Raw genomic sequence first — 16508 nt, 5'->3', positions numbered from 1 at the left:
GCGTAGGATGGGTTTGGCTATCCCTCTACCCATCCTATTGCCATTGATTTTATGACGTCAAGCTTAATAGTTACGCGTCAATTTGCGTTAGATACTGCATCCTGCTCGCTTAATATTTAGAACTCATCTTCATTAGGGTTTTTTTCGAATTGCGCATGATAATCCTTTAACTGATTATGGCTAAATTGATCATTTAAAGCTTGCACTAAATCTTTAGTTTGTTCAATCATCGCTGCCAGACGTTTACGGTTCTTTTTGTTTTTGCCAACAGGACTATTGATGGGAAGCAATATACGCCAAAAGCGCAGACTTTTTTCAAATAACCCAGACAAATCTTCGGCAATATTGAGTTGTTTCTGACGCTTGTGAAGTTGATTAATGATGAGTTTGCCATGAAACTGGCTAGTCATGATGTGAATAGGCGTCAGTATCGCAATGACGGTAACAATAATGATAGGTCCTATTATAGGATCAAAAAGCATATCTAGAACGCCGCCGGCAACTTCGGCAAACAACACTAGCATGATAACAAAACCTAAAATAATTAAGGTAGAAGCGTTGCAGCGCTCTTTCCAAAGGGTAATGGCAGTTTCAACTTCTTCAAAAATGACATCTTCAATACTACGGATGCTGTTTTCTAGTTTGGCTAGTATCCGGTAAGATCGGTCATTATTAAGATTGTTGATACGTTGATCAATTACCTGAGTACTGCTACCTTGAGAAAGTACAACAAATTGACCTGTGTAAATACCATATTCAGCAAGCCTGCGTTGCCATGCCGCTGCAATTTCCTGACTTTTATGGGCATCCAACCCAATTTCGGAATGATCAATCACAAAAATAAATTTATTTGAATCCTGCTGTTCAACAATGTCAGTAATGGCGTCGCTAATTAATTCGGCATCCGCTTCGAACAAATCGGTAAATACCAACACTAAATCAGAAATATCAATAACATGTTTTCTTAATAACGCCGAAACTGGATTTTCAGTCGCTGGATTCAGGACTGGAGTATCAATGACCAATTTGTTTTTCAGGATTGCACTGTTAACGGTCAGCAATTCTAGATAGGTATTCAGTCTGCTGCCTTCTCCAGAAACCACCTGCTCGATGTCGCGACTGATTTGATAAAATGGTAAGCGGTGGTCTGCGTCCAGTGCCGTGCCAGGTAAGGTAGCGCTAGTTGCTTGTGGTGTGTATTGCAATACAGTAAATTTATGTCGAGCTGTGTGCAGATTGACGCCTAAATAGCGATTGATGAATTCCGATTTGGCTGGCGAATAGCCACCCAGGGTACTGATCAAAGGCCACCATGAAGCTTTTCGAGCAGTCGTTTCATCGTTATCAATCAGCCCCATTTCAAATTCAAACTGATCCAATTCCTGGAATACCTTAATGGTTTTTTGCAAAACCGGGTCTGTTGTGGCAAATTGCTTTTCCAGATTAATTAAATGTTTACTAACAGTTTTATCCGCCATGAGATTTAAGCCTTGTGTTCTAGAGAAGGTTTTTTAGACGGCAGGAGTATACACCCATGCAATTAAACGGAAAAACTCTTAGTAAAATGAGGTTATTATTCCTTGATATTCAAGTCCTTAAGTTTTCGGGTTAAAGTGTTACGACCATAACCTAAAAGTATTGCTGCTTCATGTTTGCGTCCATGGGTGTGTTGCAAAGCAGCTTCAATTAATAAGGTTTCAATAACCGGAATAGCTTGTTTAGCAATATCGATTTTTCCACCTAAAAGTTGCTGTTTAACCCAGTTGTTAAAAGACTGTTCCCAATTACCACACTCTTGCATTGTGATTGTATCTTGGCTTGGCAAGGTCAATTCTGGGGGTAAGTCCTCAATATGAATTTCCCGCCCCGAGGCCATTACGGTTAACCAGCGACAAATATTTTCTAATTGTCTGACATTGCCAGGCCATTTTAAATTACTTAAAAATTGTTCAGACTCTGGTTTTAAAGTCTTAATTTCGGTATTTAGTTCCTTTGCGCTTTGATAAAGAAAATGACGCATTAGTAAACCGATATCTTGACGACGTTCACGCAGAGGTGGGATGTGGATACGGATTACATTTAGACGATGAAACAAATCTTCCCGAAACCTGCCTTGAGCAACTAACGTTTCCAAATTTTGGTGGGTGGCGGCAATGATACGCACATTCACCTTGACAGAAGCATGTGCGCCCACTGGATAAAATTCGTTGTCTGCCAATACCCTTAATAAGCGTGTTTGCAATTCTGCCGGCATATCGCCAATTTCATCCAGAAAAAGGGTGCCATTATTGGCTTGTTCAAAGCGACCGATGCGTCGAGCTTGTGCGCCGGTAAATGCGCCTTTTTCATGACCAAAAAGTTCCGATTCCATCAAGTCTTTGGGGATGGCCGCCATGTTCAGAGCAATAAAAGGTTGTGCGCTGCGCGGGCTATGCCGGTGTAAGGCTTTTGCAACCAATTCTTTACCTGTGCCGGATTCGCCGTTAATCAGTACAGTAATATGTGACCGCGCCAAACGGCCAATGGCACGAAATACTTCCTGCATGGCGGGTGCTTCACCAATAATTTCAGGTGTTTCTTCAACCACTTCAGGTACGTTTTGCGTACTATTTTGTTGTTTGCTGTGAATGCAGGCACGTTGCACGGTTTCCACAACATCATTCACATCAAACGGTTTAGGTAAATATTCAAAAGCGCCGCCGTGAAACGCAGATACAGCACTTTCCAGATCAGAATGTGCTGTCATCACTATCACCGGTAATTCTGGATAGTATTGTTGAATGTTTTTTAGTAACTCAAGACCATCCATACCGGGCATGCGAATATCGGTAATTAAAACCTGAGGTAGCGTGGTTTGTAACATTTTTAGTACATCATGGGCAACGGCAAAACTTTGTGTTTCGATGCCGGCTTTTTGTAAAGCTTTTTCTAATACCCAGCGGATCGATTTGTCATCATCTACGATCCAGACTTTATCAAGTTGTTGCATGGATATTCTCCAAGGGTAAGTAAATGGAAAACACCGTATGTCCAGGTTCGCTTTCGCATTCGATTAGGCCGCTATGCTGATTAATCAGAGATTGAGCTATGGATAATCCCAAACCAGTGCCTTCAGCACGACTGGTGATCATGGGGTAAAATATTTGATCCATTAGTTCAGGTTTTATACCGGGTCCACTGTCGATTATTTGAATCTTAATAATCAATTTGTAGCGCTTACGTCCAATTGTCAAATGTCTGCCAATTCGGGTTCTAATCAGAATTTCGCCATCACTTTGAATGGCTTGTACAGCATTGCGTACAATATTAAGTAAAGCCTGGATCAATTGGTTTTTATCCGCATATAGCTCCGGAATGCTGGGGTCATAGTCAGTTTGCAGTAGGATGGCTTTATTGGCTTCTACTGCCACCAGTTGTCTGACGCGTTCAAGTACCTCGTGAATGTTCAAGAAACTTTTTTGTGCGGGCTTGTTAGGGCCTAGCATTTTATCCATCAAATCCTGTAATCGATCTGATTCAGCGATGATGATTTGGGTATATTCTTTAAGTTCAGGGTCTTGTAGTTCAATATCGAGCAGTTGTGCAGCTCCCCTGAGACCACCCAACGGATTTTTGATCTCATGTGCCAACCCTCGAACCAGAAGACGACTGGTATTTTGTTGGGCGAGTAATTGTTCCTCTTTGGTGATACGTAAATGCCTATCCACTTGTTGTAACTCAATCAAAATTTCACTGAGTTTGCCATCCTCTTGCATGGGGGTGGCACTAAGGTTGACCGTGATTGATTGGTTTAATCGTTCCAGTATCATTTCTCTGTCTACAAGAGGTTCATCTAAATTTAATCGTTGTAATAATTCATCAAAAAATAAGGTGTTCGATGTTTTAAATAGCTTGTAAATACTATTGCCGAGTAAATGTTTTGCGCTATCGGCAAGCAGAATTTCTCCTGCCGGATTGATGTAATTTAGCTGCAAATCCTTGTCAAATAACAAGATGGCTTCGTTTAGGTGGTCGAGTATTTTTTTGTACACAGTGATCATGGCGTTGTAAGCTACTTTCATGTAAAGCAATTTATATACCAAGTGTTAAAGATGGGGGTCAATAAGACATGGGATGGCTGAGTTATTATGATTGCACCAAATTGGTGCCAATTGCAAGCAATGATGGTCGATAATGGTGCTTCTTATTGGTTGGCGGAGGGATTTGAACGTGTGCTTAAGTTAGACATAGCTCCAGTGAATCTTCGTAATGACTTTTTTTAATGGTTGTATGATGTTGGGCTGACTAACTAACTTAAGGACATTTCGGGAGGGGCAAATAGTAGCTGTTTTAAAAGGAGATGCAAGTTCATCTCCTCATCTGTAACGTGTAGTGAAAAAGGATAAAAAAGAAAGAGGACGAATTAAATGTCGTAATCGATCAAAAGTGGTGCGTGATCGCTAAAACGCTGTGCTTTATATACGCTGGCAGAAATAGCTTTTGCGGCAATATCTGGTGTAGCAATTTGATAATCAATTCTCCAACCAACATTATTTGCCCAAGCTTGACCACGATTACTCCACCAGGTGTAGCATTCATCGGTAGTGTCAGGATATATGCGCCTATAAACATCTACCCAGCCCAATTCATCGAAAATTTTAGTCATCCAGGCTCGTTCTGCGGGAAGAAATCCAGAGTTTTTTTGGTTGCCCCGCCAGTTTTTCAGATCTTTTTCCTGATGGGCAATATTCCAGTCACCACAGATAACCACATCACGTCCACTGGCTTTTAAGTTCTGCAAATGTGGATAAAAGCGATCCATAACGCTGTATTTGACTATTTGTCGTTCTTCACTACTCGATCCTGAGGGTAGATAAAGAGAAACAATAGATAAATTTCCGAATTGCAATTCCAGATAGCGGCCTTCGCTATCAATATCAGTATAAGCTAAACCCTCAATGATATTGTCGGCGGGCTTTTTGCTGTAAATGCCTACGCCACTATAACCCTTTTTTTCGGCGTAATGAAAATAACCACATAGTCCTGATGGATGCAGCATGTCTGTTGTCAAATCGGCCGCTTGCGCTTTTAGTTCTTGTAGGCAAACAAAATCTGCATTTTGTTCTTGCAGCCACTGGTAAAAACCTTTGTTAGTTGCAGAGCGGATGCCATTCAAATTGGCTGAAATAATACGAAGCATGGTTAAAAATTAAGTTAGGGCAGTATCGCTAGGTTATGCGTTTTCATAGATTCAAGCAAATCAAAAATAAAAAGTAACTATTTTTATGGATATTTGTTTTTTAAAATCAATGCTATGTTCTGCATTAAGAGCGGAGTGAAGCGCCTCCTGATAAGAATACTATAAAAAGAATATGACGGTGAATAGCTACGCTAATTTTAATGTAACGGATAATCTATCAAATCGACATGTTATTCATATTTGTATACTGATGTGCATTTTGCAAATAACTAATAGCTATATGTATAGTCAGGGGCCAAAAATGTTAACAATTCAGCAGTTTTTAGCCTGGGTGAGTAAGATACTGTGGACACTGTAGTAGAGATTAGATGTTGATGCCCATGCCTGAAATGGGAAAAAGTCAGCAGATTTTTTATGCAAGGATAGTTAAACTTTTCACTAAAGCAGAAACTAGAACGTGAAAAGATAATAGAGTGACTGTTTATCTTTAGATCAATATTCAGGCTGTTGTTAGTGAATATAATCTAAAAACTTTACTGAGTTGGATCGGTTGGATTGCTCAGTAATTTTATTTAATCCTAAGGTGACCGAAATGAAAAAGCATGCTTTCAAATTAGTAATAGCTAATACTGTTACACATGTCCTTTCTGCAAGAGATTCTTATTTAGAATCACTTGTCTGTTTTGAGCATAATGCCCAAAATTTCGTTATCCCCTTAATTATTATTTGCAATTCAGAGAAAAGGTTTGCCTAGCATATATCTGCTTATGCTGTGTTTTTTAATGTTTAAATTTTTTTTGGTATACAAAAAGTAGTGTCTAATAGTTTCAAATATTAGATTTAAATTAATACTTTACTGAGTTGGATCGGTTGGATTGCTCAGTAATTTTAGATTATCCAAGGTGACCGAAATGAACACGCGTAATCTATTTACGGCAATTGCTTTAACTGCGCTTTTCACCACAACGGGTTACGCAGCTCAGCATCCAGCTACTGAACAATTTAAAGTTCAGCCCAGTACTATCTATCAAGCTATCCATGGGCAAGCACTTGCGGATACGCTTGCACATATTGCGCAACGATCTGGTATTGTTTTCAAAATTAATACTGATTTGAGTAAAGATATTATCACCCGATCTATAGCGGCAGATAACTGGAATGCAGCAATCAAAGCTTTATTGGTCGATTACAACTTTACCGCAATTCAAGAGGGTGAAAATTTTAAGACTGTAATTATTAGCGGTCACAAAAATGATGCTCCCGCTACAGTTATAGCAAAATCCATTACTGCTGATTCAGTGCTAGTCGTTGAACCTAAGTTTGGTAAATTGCCTGCGAAATATGCAGGTTTTCCTGCGGGTGCAGTTACTGCAGTGAATTTACCCATTGATAGCATGATGAGTATCAAAAACAAATCAGTGGTGAATCTAGATTTGCCTATGGGGCAATTCAATGTTGCCCATGATTACACGGTTAATGAACAAGATGGCAGTCAAACTTGGGTAGGATATCTGGCACAAGAAGGTCAAGGTTATCGGGTGTTTATGTCAAAAGGAGCGGCAGGCGTAATGGGCATGGTGACCACTCCTGATGGCACTTACAATATAGAGTCTGATAAAAATACAGTATATTTGCTAGATACCAATAAATTACAACATGCTGGTTATGATGGCGACTCCGTTGTGCCTACGGCACAAATGTTAACGGCAATTGCTGCCAATGCAACAAATTCACAAGTTGACTTGTTACAATCTGCTGTTACTTCTGCCAAAGCTTTGTTGGATAGTGCTCAAGCACAAGTACAAAAAGATAATGACTTGGTAACCAGCTTTGCAGGATCATTAAAAACCGCGCAAAGTAATTTGACAGCCGAAAATGTTAAACTAAATTCATTATTAACCGATTTTTCTGCTGCACCCGGTAATTTAGAAAATGCTAAAAACAGCTATGCTTTGGCTATTTATAACTATCAAAAAGCCGTTAATAATACCAATGTAGCCAATAGAAACTTAACGGATGCCAATGCTGCTGCTGCAACAGCCTTGGCTAACTACAATCAGGCTGTTAACGCCTTAGCGGCAGCACAAGCTCCTTCGACTGTTGTTAGCACCCCAACGGCCACCACTGTTACTGACCCCTCTGTTGTTGATTTAATGGTGGTGTATACAACAGGCGCACAAACTCAAGCCTATGCCTTACAACGTATTAGTTTATTGGTTACCGCTAGTAATCAAGCGTATGTTGACTCTCATATCAATATGAAACTAAGATTGGTACATACTGAACCCACCACTTATGTTGAAAACAACAGTAATTTCCAAGCACTACAAGATTTCTCCAACGGGAACGATGTTTTTGCGAATATTGATCAAACTCGCACACAATACGGAGCGGATTTAGTATTCCTGTTCAGACCTCTGTATGCCAGAGTAGCCGGTTCTTGTGGTACTACCTATGTGGAATTTGCTAATGGTTCAGATGCCAATGCTGCTTTGGGTTATGGAACTATCGGCGACGGCAATGCTGTTGATGCTCCTGGCTACTATTGTGCCGGTAATACTTTTACCCATGAGATTGGACATACTTTGGGTCTGGTTCATGATCGTGAGTTTACAAATGTGTCTGGCGTATTTGATTATTCCTATGCCTGGGGTGTTCAAGGTACATTTGGTACCATTATGAGCTATAAAACTCCGGTATTAATGTATTTTAGTACTCCAAAATTACAAAACCAATGTGCAGGTCAAGTATGTGGCTATCCCAGCACTAATACGGCTAAAAGTTCCGACCAAGCCTCTTCTGTGAACTACACAGCCCCGATTATTGCCAACTTTTTGCCAACCACTATTGCTATCCCCGTCTTAAATTAATTATGATTAAATCCGATTGAACAAAAATAAGGGGGCTTTTTCAGCCCCTTTTTTATATCTAAAGCAATCAGAAAAACTCTGAATGTCTATTTTTTAATTAAATATTTTGCATCAAAATATACATGATCTAGGTCAATAACGGATAATGGAACGAAATATGCTTATAGTTTTAAATTAGCGACTTTGCCCGTCATTTTTCAACTCATTTTTTAACCCCTTATGCCTAAACTTAGCGAATATTTTGATTATCAGCTCGATTCCGCTGGCGAACCTTATATGCAGGTGTCTATAAAAGGAGCGGCGTTATTACGTCTTCCCGCCACCAATAAGGGTACTGCATTTAGTTTGCAGGAACGAATCGATCTGGGTTTAGATGGTTTACTCCCTCCTTTTGTAGCAAACCTTGAGCATCAGATCGATAGGCTCTATTTGAATTTCCAAAAACAGCCAGATGACATTTCAAAATATCAATTTTTGATTTCTATTTTGGATCGTTCTGAAGTTTTGTTTTATGCTCTGTTGGAGAGACATCTGCAGGAAATGGTACCGATTGTCTACACCCCTACCATAGGGCAAGCGGTGCAACAATTTAGTGCGTTATATAATAGAGCCAGAGGCTTAACCTTATCAATTGAAAATATTAATCGAGCAGAAAGCATTCTGGAAAATTATCCCCTGCATGATATCCGCATGCTTGTTGTCACAGATGCATCCGCTATATTGGGTATTGGCGATCAAGGCATGGGTGGATTAGCAATTTGTATTGGCAAATTGGCTTTATATACTGCCGGTGGCGGCTTATGCCCATTTCAAACTGTACCGGTAAATTTGGATGTGGGTACTAATCGAGCAGAATTACTCAATGATCCACTGTATCTTGGCATGCACGAAAGCCGTTTAAGTGGTGACGCCTATTTCGAGCTAGTTGACAAGTTTGTGGCTGCTGTTAAAAACAAATGGCCTAAGGCTATTATTCAATGGGAAGATTTTGCCAAAAATGTCGCTTTCGATGTGTTAGCAAGGTATCGTGATCAGATTCCTTGTTTTAACGATGATATACAGGGTACAGGTGCTGTTGCACTGGCAGGTTTGTTGTCAGCTTGTCGATTAAAAGCACAGCCATTGACTCAGCAAATCGTGGTAGTCGCAGGCGCTGGAGCAGGGGGTATTGGTGTAGCATCACTGATAAAAGAAGGAATGATTAGAGCTGGTTTAAGTGAAGCTGAAGCGCGGCTACAAATTTATGTAGTTGATGCCTGTGGTTTGGTGGTACAGAGCGAAAATACAGATAGTTATAAAATGGGGTTAGCGCATAATCCTGATATCTATAAGGATTGGAATATTGTAAAGTCTCACCAGCCTAATCTGTTGGAGGTGTTAACCCACACTAAGCCCAGTGTCTTGATTGGCCTGTCTGGCGTAGCGGGTTTATTTACTGAGGAAATGATTAAGTCTATGGCGGAAAATCATACGAATCCGATAATATTTCCGCTTTCAAATCCCACCGATAATTGTGAGGCACACCCTAAAAATATTGTCGAATGGACACAAGGCCGAGCCATAATTTCTACTGGCAGTCCGTTTGCAGAGGTGGAATATCAGGGAAGACACTATTCAATTGGTCAAGGCAATAATGCGTTTATCTTTCCTGGATTAGGTTTTGCAGCCATACTAGGTGAATGTAGTCGCATTACTGACGATATGGTGTTGGAAGCAGCATACGCCTTAGCCGAATATACAGAACAACATTGTTTATCCGCCGGACATATTTATCCACCAGTGAGTGATCTCAAAAAGGTTAGTTTAATCGTTGCCAGTAAGGTTTTGGCAAAAGCCTTGGAAGATGGCTCCGCTACCCGTCAAGATTTAAACAGTATGGATTTGGATGCTTATGTAAAAAACAACTTTTGGCAAGCTAAACATTTGCCGTTTAAATATAAAGCGAATGCCAGTTAACAGTACTCAATGTTAACTTATAAATCAGTGACATACTTGGATCAGAATAATTGCTTTTATATGCCGATAGGGTTTAGATATAAATTCCATGTAGCCTAAAAAACTGTGCTTGTGGCTGTGGTGCGACAATTGGTCACATTTTCAATGCCATTTTTAACTGATATTCTATATTCAAAGCTTGTATGCGCAAACTTACTTCCCTCAAATCCGGCCTAGTGCCGGATTTTTTTTGCCCTTCATTCGATGGGGCTCAAAACTAATAGTAACTCTTGGCAAGAAGTCGAAAAAAGATGCTGAAACGCATCAGCTTACTGATCAGTGTTCTTCAACACCTTCCCTATGAGGTATATAGGTAAGCGTGAACCATTAAAGCATGGTTTAGCGGGTTACCTGTTTCTGTGAATTGATGATTAACATAAATATCAGGACGATGCGATTTTGATTGCTCAACTGCGTTATCATTATTAGAGGATTAGATTGTCTATTCCTGAAAAGACTGCCAGTTTGATTAATCGCTAACACTCACCTCATAACCTAATGCCGCAATTTCAGTGGCAAAAGTGTGCATTTCTTCACTGGGCATGCTTCGTAGCTCTTCGGCTTCAGGTTGATAGGATTGTCTAGCTATGCTGTATAACATAATTTTTTGTATGCTAATCTGCTGTTGTTGCAGAGAAACCAGTAACTGTAAATAAACTTGTTTTTCGTTGTCGGTCCATAATTGTTGTCGATAATGCAGCATACAAGTTTGCAGTTTTGTATGACATAAACTGCTGGCAATTTGTAAATTCTGTAGCAGTTTTTGCTGGCTCTGACCGGTATTATTGATCAGTTTTCGTCCCGCTACCGTTGCACTATCCAGTTTGAACCAGAGTTCGCCCTGAAAACTTGCCAATGTCTTTAAACCATTTTGAACGTTGGATTGATGTAATAAACTACCATTACTGATAACGACAAATTTGCTGTTTGGAAAAATGCCATAACCGCTGGCGATATCACCAATGAGTTGAATGGCTTGGGAGAAGTTTTTCAGGCTGGTGGGTTCGCCATTACCAGAAATGGCAATATCTTTAATGATTTGTTGGCTGTCAATTACCTTAAAGTCCTGAAAAAACGTACCGTGTTGAACATAGTCAAGAAAGTGGCGCAGTTCGTGTTCCAGGCGCTTAAAGTCCATTTCTGGGGCATTGCCCGCTACTAGGTTGGGTACCTGACAATAAAGGCAACGCCAGTTACAGGCATTATTGGGGTTGAAGTTTATACCGATAGATAAGCCACCCGCTCGCCGCGACATCACCGGATAGATGTATTTTAATCCGGCGATGTTACGGTCATGCTCAGTGGTACTTAGTGTTGCCGTCATTAAATCCTGACCAACACCTCTCCACGTCCGGTTTCAGCCATATCCCCTCCATAGCGGTGAACCCGGTTAAATCCTAATTCAGCATCGGCAAACCGGGAATTTAAATGTTTAAAAGAGCTAAATAATAAAGGTAAAAACGCTAGTGTATGTGTGCCACAATCGTTAAAGGTTACGGATAAGCTGGGTTTATTCCAAAGTAATAAAGTACCTCTGCGCATGGCATAGCCCAGAAAACGTCCAGAATTGCCCATTACTGCGATGGTACCCGCCAGCATGCGTGAGCCGCAATAATCACCCACATTGCCTTCAATGAGTATTTGTCCACGGCGCATATGATCTCCCACACGACTGCCCGCGTTGCCTTTAATCAGCACGGTGCCGCCTTTCATTCCCTGTTTGTTACCGGGCAAGGCACCGCCAACAAAATCGCCGGCATCACCCTCAATTTCTACAAAACCGTTCTTTATTTCACACGCTGCATAAATAGCCACATTTCCAGTCACTCTAATATGGCCTGCTTTCATTTGTAAGCCTAAATAAGCGCCAGCATCGCCAAGTACGGTTACACTGCCTCCTTCCAGTTCTTTGCCAATGTAATCCAGCTTATAGAAGCTATTGGCAATGACAATGTCTTGGCTGTTAACACCACTGATACTGAATAAATCATCAACCCGCAGCTTACGGTTTCCGCATTGTAATTCAATAGCGGCAATTTGAGCTGTTTCCAGGCCCTGCAATTTTTGGCAAACCAGTGGTGACATATCCACACGTTGTGCGGTTTGGCTTTTCAAGGTAAAGGTTAAAGCACTCATGCCATAATCTCCTGCAAATGGAAGTGGTAAGGTCCCAGTTTCCCACCGTAGTTACCGGCGCTGATGCGTTTGATGCCATTGGCTGCACCTAGCTGGCAAACTGCTTGCATCCCCGCACGCATAGCTTTGTCAATGTCCTCTTTACTTAAACCGTCAATAACGATTTCCATCACAGATTCAATTTCGGGTGATAATTCGGATTTGGTTACACCTTTCAAGGTTGGACAAAACGCATCATTGGTTGAGGCACCCAAAGCAGGGTATTTTGAACCCACTTTAGAACCCGAACGAACGACCCCGCCCGGAAATGGCATGATGACATTGGCGATTTTTTTCATTTCTACGATTGCCGCTTCACAAGCAGCAAGTGCTTGTGGTTGCGATTCTGCCAGCACCAGAAAGTTACCGCCACCTACGGCTTCAACCATACCCGTGGTGGCTTCAGTTAAAAATTCACCATCCATGACAGGTACTCGCCAGTAACGTTTGTTACTTATCTTTTTGGCAATCTGAAAGCCGTCACCAAAATAACGTAAATTTTTCCCCAGTGGTATCGGTTTTCCGGTATCTATACCAGCAAATAATGCTGAAGTAGGGGAGGTTAGCACGCATTGCCCTGCCCGAGTTTCAAGTTGTTTGGCTAGGCCTTTCGCACCCATGGCAAAAATTAAAATGGCTACACCGGGGCGTCCATCGGGTGTTTCATCTTTTCTTAAAATGCGTTCAATCCCCGCTTCGCAGCCGCAGGCAATGACGGATGTGGCAAAGCCAGTCATGGCCTGAGCGGAAATGAGTGCCCATTTTTCATTCTGGGCAGTAATAATGGCTCGTGTTGCCTTCATTGGGAAGGCTTCGGCAAAGGTTTGATCTATAGTAACGCCGTTTATTATCATGCTACACCTCGCAACGGATGTGCAGTCAAGCTGCCGCGTCCATCTTCTGTGATTTCATCATCACTAATTTTGAAATTTCCTAGTTTCATGGTTAAGAAACGGTCAAAATAATTTTGCAGGCCTTTTTCAACGGATGGATCAAAGTCAGGTTTAACGATGTGGGTGGTTCCCCATTTTGTATGCACCACTTCGCCATCTTTAACCACCAGTTCACCATCTTTAAACACATAATCGGGTTTAGTAAACATTTTTTGACGATCAGCATCTTCGGTGTAGACAGTAATGTCTGCCCAGTTACCAGGGCTTAATGCGCCGCGATCTTTCAGGCCAATAATTCGGGCTGCGCCTGCTCGAGTCATAATGGCAATCTCATTCAGGCTATATTCGCGATCTATACTGGCCAGCGAGGTCATTTTTTGCGCTTCGGGATGTATGGTTGCCAGCATATCATTGCGGAAACTTTTATCCATCAGCAGGCGAATCAGATGAGGGTAACTGGTAAAGGGGGCTCCATTTGGATGGTCAGTGGTTAGGAAGATTCTCCACGGATCATCAACTAATAAGAATATCTCTAATCCAATAGCCCATTGCAAGGCATTAACAAAGTTTTGATCTTTATACTTGAATGGGACTACACCACAACCAGCATCACATTCAATGTCCATACACACCCATTTATTGGGGTTAGCATATTTGTGATTGTAGTGTTGACGCATACTGTCACCAGAGGCGGTAACAGTTTGTCCAAATAGTACCTGACCGACATCCGCTGTGATATTTTTATTGCGATTAATGGATTCGGCAATTTGTGCTGCACCTGAAGAAAACTTGAAATCGCCCTCTGTTCCGTAACTATGGAACTGAATATGCGTGAGATGCATGGGCAAGCCTTCAATACCTTCTATGGTATTCAGTGTTGTTTCCACATTGCCAGGCACCCCAAGATTGCAACCATGTACATGTAAGGGGTGGGTAAGGCCCAGTTCTTTTACTGCGGTAGCCAAAGTTTGCAAAATTTGTCTAGGCGTAACTGCGTAATGACTATTCTGCTCATCCAGATCGAGTTTCCGCTGGTTGAATTTAAACGCATTGATGCCGCCAGCATTAACAACTTTAATACCAATACCCTTAGCAGCATGTAATGTCCAGGCAACATAGTCGTTAACGGCCTTTTGATCTTGTTTGGCTGTGAGCAGGCGTAATAAATAATCATCGCTACCTAGCATCACGTAGCCGCCTTTATCCAGAATGGGTATATCGGCCATTTCCATATGAGCCTGACGAGCATTGATGGGTAATACAGCCGGTTCAAAAGCTGCGGTATAACCCATTTCCGCATAACGATAGCCAGTGATAAAAGTACTAGGCATAGCATGGCCGTTACCCGAGCGAGTGATCAGGGTGCGTGATACAGGGTCAATTCGATGGTCTTCGGGTAACAGAGTGCGAGCGATATTGCCTTTGCCTCCACCGATGTGGGTGTGCATATCTATAGCCCCAGACATGACGACTTTACCGGATAAGTTGTACTCCTGATCTAGTGGTAAATCGCTAGGTGGTGCCGTAATAATACGGCCATCCTGAATATAAATATCCTGAATTTTTCCATCTATCCCGCTAGCAGGATCATAAAGGGTTCCACCGGTGAGTTTTATCAGCATGACGATACCTGTAAAATCTGTTCTATGGCGGACAATACCTGAGCAGTGCTGGGTAAGCCGGAGTCTCTGAGTTTTTTTAAACGAATAGCGACTACATTATCTAAGCGGTAAGCGTGTCCGTTGTGATCAATGCCGGGGGTGCCGATAGGAATAAAAACATCGGGTTCCTGGTTAAACTTCATACCAGATCGTCCTAGTACAATAGTCGGTAAGGCATTAGGTGGCGGTGGAGTCGTATTGAATGCTTGTACCCAAACCAAAACATCTGCCTCTCCATCATTTAGCAAAGATTGCGTTTCATAGAGATAGGGGTCGTAGTCAGGATAGCCTCGTGCAAAACTAACGCGCGCGGGATAGCCGGTTGTCCATCCACATACCTGATTGGCTGTTTGGTCTCCCTCTTTGCCGCCCAGGGGGAAGCCCGAGCAACGCGTACCTTGCAGATTAATTTCTTTGACAATTGCACATAAAGTCTGGACTGTGAGTTCAGCCTGATCGAACGCCAAGGCCGCTGCGCCCCAAATGACTACACCATAGTGCGCTGCTTTAAGTTTGTCGATAATGCCTTGTAAATCCGCTATGGCAATACCGGCCACAGTTTCAGTTTGTAAGCTGCGACCTTTCAATAGCGCGGCTAAAACAGCTGTCACTTCGGGTAGATCGGCATCAGCACAAGGTAAAACCTGCGCTTTGTGGCCCTTTGGAGAGGTGGATGCAGAACCCGATGGGGGTTTACCAAGATAGATGATGTCTCGATTGCTGGTATCCGCAATATGCATTGCCTCAGCATTCCACAAATAATGTTCGAAAAAGCGTGGTGCGAAACTTTCTAAATCACAGCCAACCACTAACAAAACATCGCAACGATTTTTTAGCTCAGCCAGCGTAGTATTCATCCAACCTGTATCTTGCATGGCCAAAATATTGCGGCGCGCATTATTAAAATTTCCATTATCAACCACTGCACCACTACGATCAGCTAAAGACAATAAGGCGCGCATACCGTTAACATCGGTTGCGCAACTGCTAAATAAGGGAAGTTTGCTATGGTTTAGAATTTCAGCTGCTTTGGCAACAGCAGTTTCCAGACTGACTGTTTTTCCTGCGATACGGGGTTGGGTATCAGTGATGGGTAGCTCAAAGGCTGGAGTGTTAACCATACAGCCATTTGCAGTTACTTTCAGCGTTACACCCTCTACCTGAATACTTAGGTCATCGGTGCCGATACCGCAGAAAGGACTTGGCACTTCTGTTATTTCAGTCATATCATCAGTCCTGTGTTTAATCATTTTTAATGTATTTAAAACGCGGGTCGTCGGGTGTACCTTCAAATACACCTTGGGATTCGCTGGCGGCATCCCAAAACACCACGTCTTCAATTTTTTTGGCCAAGCTAAAATCTTTTTCGGTAATACCTTTGGCAGAGTGGGTAATTAGCTTTACGATGACAAAAGCATAAGATACCGAAAGGTCAGGGTGGTGCCAAGCTTTTTCAGCCAAATGACCAACAGTGGTAACCACCATCAAACTAGCTTTCCAGCCACTGGTTTTGATTTTGCGTCTGATCCAGCCATTTTCATAATACCAATGCGGTAATTCGCTTTTCAGTCGGCTTAAGATTTCATTCTCGCTTAAAACCTGATGCGTATCGCTAGTCATGGATGTTACTCCTGCTGAAATGGGCTGTTATTCTAACGCATTTAAATTACGGATGCCTGATTGAAGTCGCGTATTATTTTATCGTTTGCAAAGACTATTGTAATCAGGTGCAGAG

The 16508-nt window shown here is 41.9% G+C and carries 12 protein-coding genes; 2 read left to right on the top strand and 10 right to left on the bottom strand.

Annotation, left to right across the window (positions count from 1 at the left end; translation table 11 throughout):
- Nucleotides 1–116: 116 nt before the first annotated feature.
- The 4 genes from ABH008_RS20795 to ABH008_RS20780 form a co-directional block, all read right to left on the bottom strand.
- Nucleotides 117–1478 (bottom strand): hypothetical protein, encoded by a 1362-nt coding sequence (locus ABH008_RS20795; protein ID WP_347987519.1) that lies wholly within the window; start codon nt 1476–1478, stop codon nt 117–119.
- Between the two features lie 95 nt (nt 1479–1573).
- Complete coding sequence (gene ntrC / locus ABH008_RS20790; protein ID WP_347987518.1) at nt 1574–2989, bottom strand: nitrogen regulation protein NR(I); 1416 nt, start codon at nt 2987–2989, stop codon at nt 1574–1576.
- Nucleotides 2976–4031, bottom strand: coding sequence for a nitrogen regulation protein NR(II) (gene glnL, locus ABH008_RS20785; protein WP_347990005.1), 1056 nt, complete (start codon nt 4029–4031; stop codon nt 2976–2978). Before glnL ends, ntrC begins: the two co-directional genes overlap by 14 nt.
- Before the next feature lie 371 nt (nt 4032–4402).
- Nucleotides 4403–5179: an exodeoxyribonuclease III gene (locus tag ABH008_RS20780; RefSeq protein WP_347987517.1), complete on the bottom strand. Its 777-nt coding sequence runs from the start codon at nt 5177–5179 to the stop codon at nt 4403–4405.
- A 911-nt stretch (nt 5180–6090) separates the two neighbouring features.
- Between ABH008_RS20780 and ABH008_RS20775 the strand changes: the two genes are divergently transcribed.
- Nucleotides 6091–8049: a reprolysin-like metallopeptidase gene (locus ABH008_RS20775; protein WP_347987516.1), complete on the top strand. Its 1959-nt coding sequence runs from the start codon at nt 6091–6093 to the stop codon at nt 8047–8049.
- A 219-nt stretch (nt 8050–8268) separates the two neighbouring features.
- A complete protein-coding gene (locus ABH008_RS20770; protein WP_347987515.1) occupies nt 8269–10005 on the top strand; it encodes an NAD-dependent malic enzyme in 1737 nt (578 codons plus the stop codon).
- A gap of 508 nt (nt 10006–10513) precedes the next feature.
- Here ABH008_RS20770 and ABH008_RS20765 read toward each other — a convergent pair.
- From ABH008_RS20765 to ABH008_RS20740, 6 genes are read right to left on the bottom strand one after another with little or no spacing between them, the layout of a single operon-like run.
- Nucleotides 10514–11368, bottom strand: coding sequence for a radical SAM protein (locus tag ABH008_RS20765; protein WP_347987514.1), 855 nt, complete (start codon nt 11366–11368; stop codon nt 10514–10516).
- A complete protein-coding gene (locus ABH008_RS20760) occupies nt 11368–12180 on the bottom strand; it encodes a formylmethanofuran dehydrogenase subunit C (RefSeq protein ID WP_347987513.1) in 813 nt (270 codons plus the stop codon). The genes ABH008_RS20765 and ABH008_RS20760 overlap by 1 nt, the downstream gene beginning before the upstream one ends.
- Nucleotides 12177–13073 carry a formylmethanofuran--tetrahydromethanopterin N-formyltransferase gene (gene fhcD, locus ABH008_RS20755; protein ID WP_347987512.1) on the bottom strand — a complete coding sequence of 299 codons (897 nt, stop codon included), beginning with the start codon at nt 13071–13073 and terminating at the stop codon, nt 12177–12179. The genes ABH008_RS20760 and fhcD overlap by 4 nt, the downstream gene beginning before the upstream one ends.
- Nucleotides 13070–14734 (bottom strand): formylmethanofuran dehydrogenase subunit A, encoded by a 1665-nt coding sequence (locus tag ABH008_RS20750; RefSeq protein ID WP_347987511.1) that lies wholly within the window; start codon nt 14732–14734, stop codon nt 13070–13072. Before ABH008_RS20750 ends, fhcD begins: the two co-directional genes overlap by 4 nt.
- Nucleotides 14728–15999 carry a formylmethanofuran dehydrogenase subunit B gene (locus ABH008_RS20745; protein ID WP_347987510.1) on the bottom strand — a complete coding sequence of 424 codons (1272 nt, stop codon included), beginning with the start codon at nt 15997–15999 and terminating at the stop codon, nt 14728–14730. Before ABH008_RS20745 ends, ABH008_RS20750 begins: the two co-directional genes overlap by 7 nt.
- A 16-nt stretch (nt 16000–16015) precedes the next feature.
- Nucleotides 16016–16393: a 4a-hydroxytetrahydrobiopterin dehydratase gene (locus ABH008_RS20740; RefSeq protein ID WP_347987509.1), complete on the bottom strand. Its 378-nt coding sequence runs from the start codon at nt 16391–16393 to the stop codon at nt 16016–16018.
- Nucleotides 16394–16508: the final 115 nt, after the last annotated feature.

Source organism: Methylomonas sp. AM2-LC, from assembly GCF_039904985.1.
GTDB lineage: Bacteria > Pseudomonadota > Gammaproteobacteria > Methylococcales > Methylomonadaceae > Methylomonas.
Note: the sequence above shows the minus strand (reverse complement) of the source record. Positions and strands in the feature narration are given on the sequence as shown.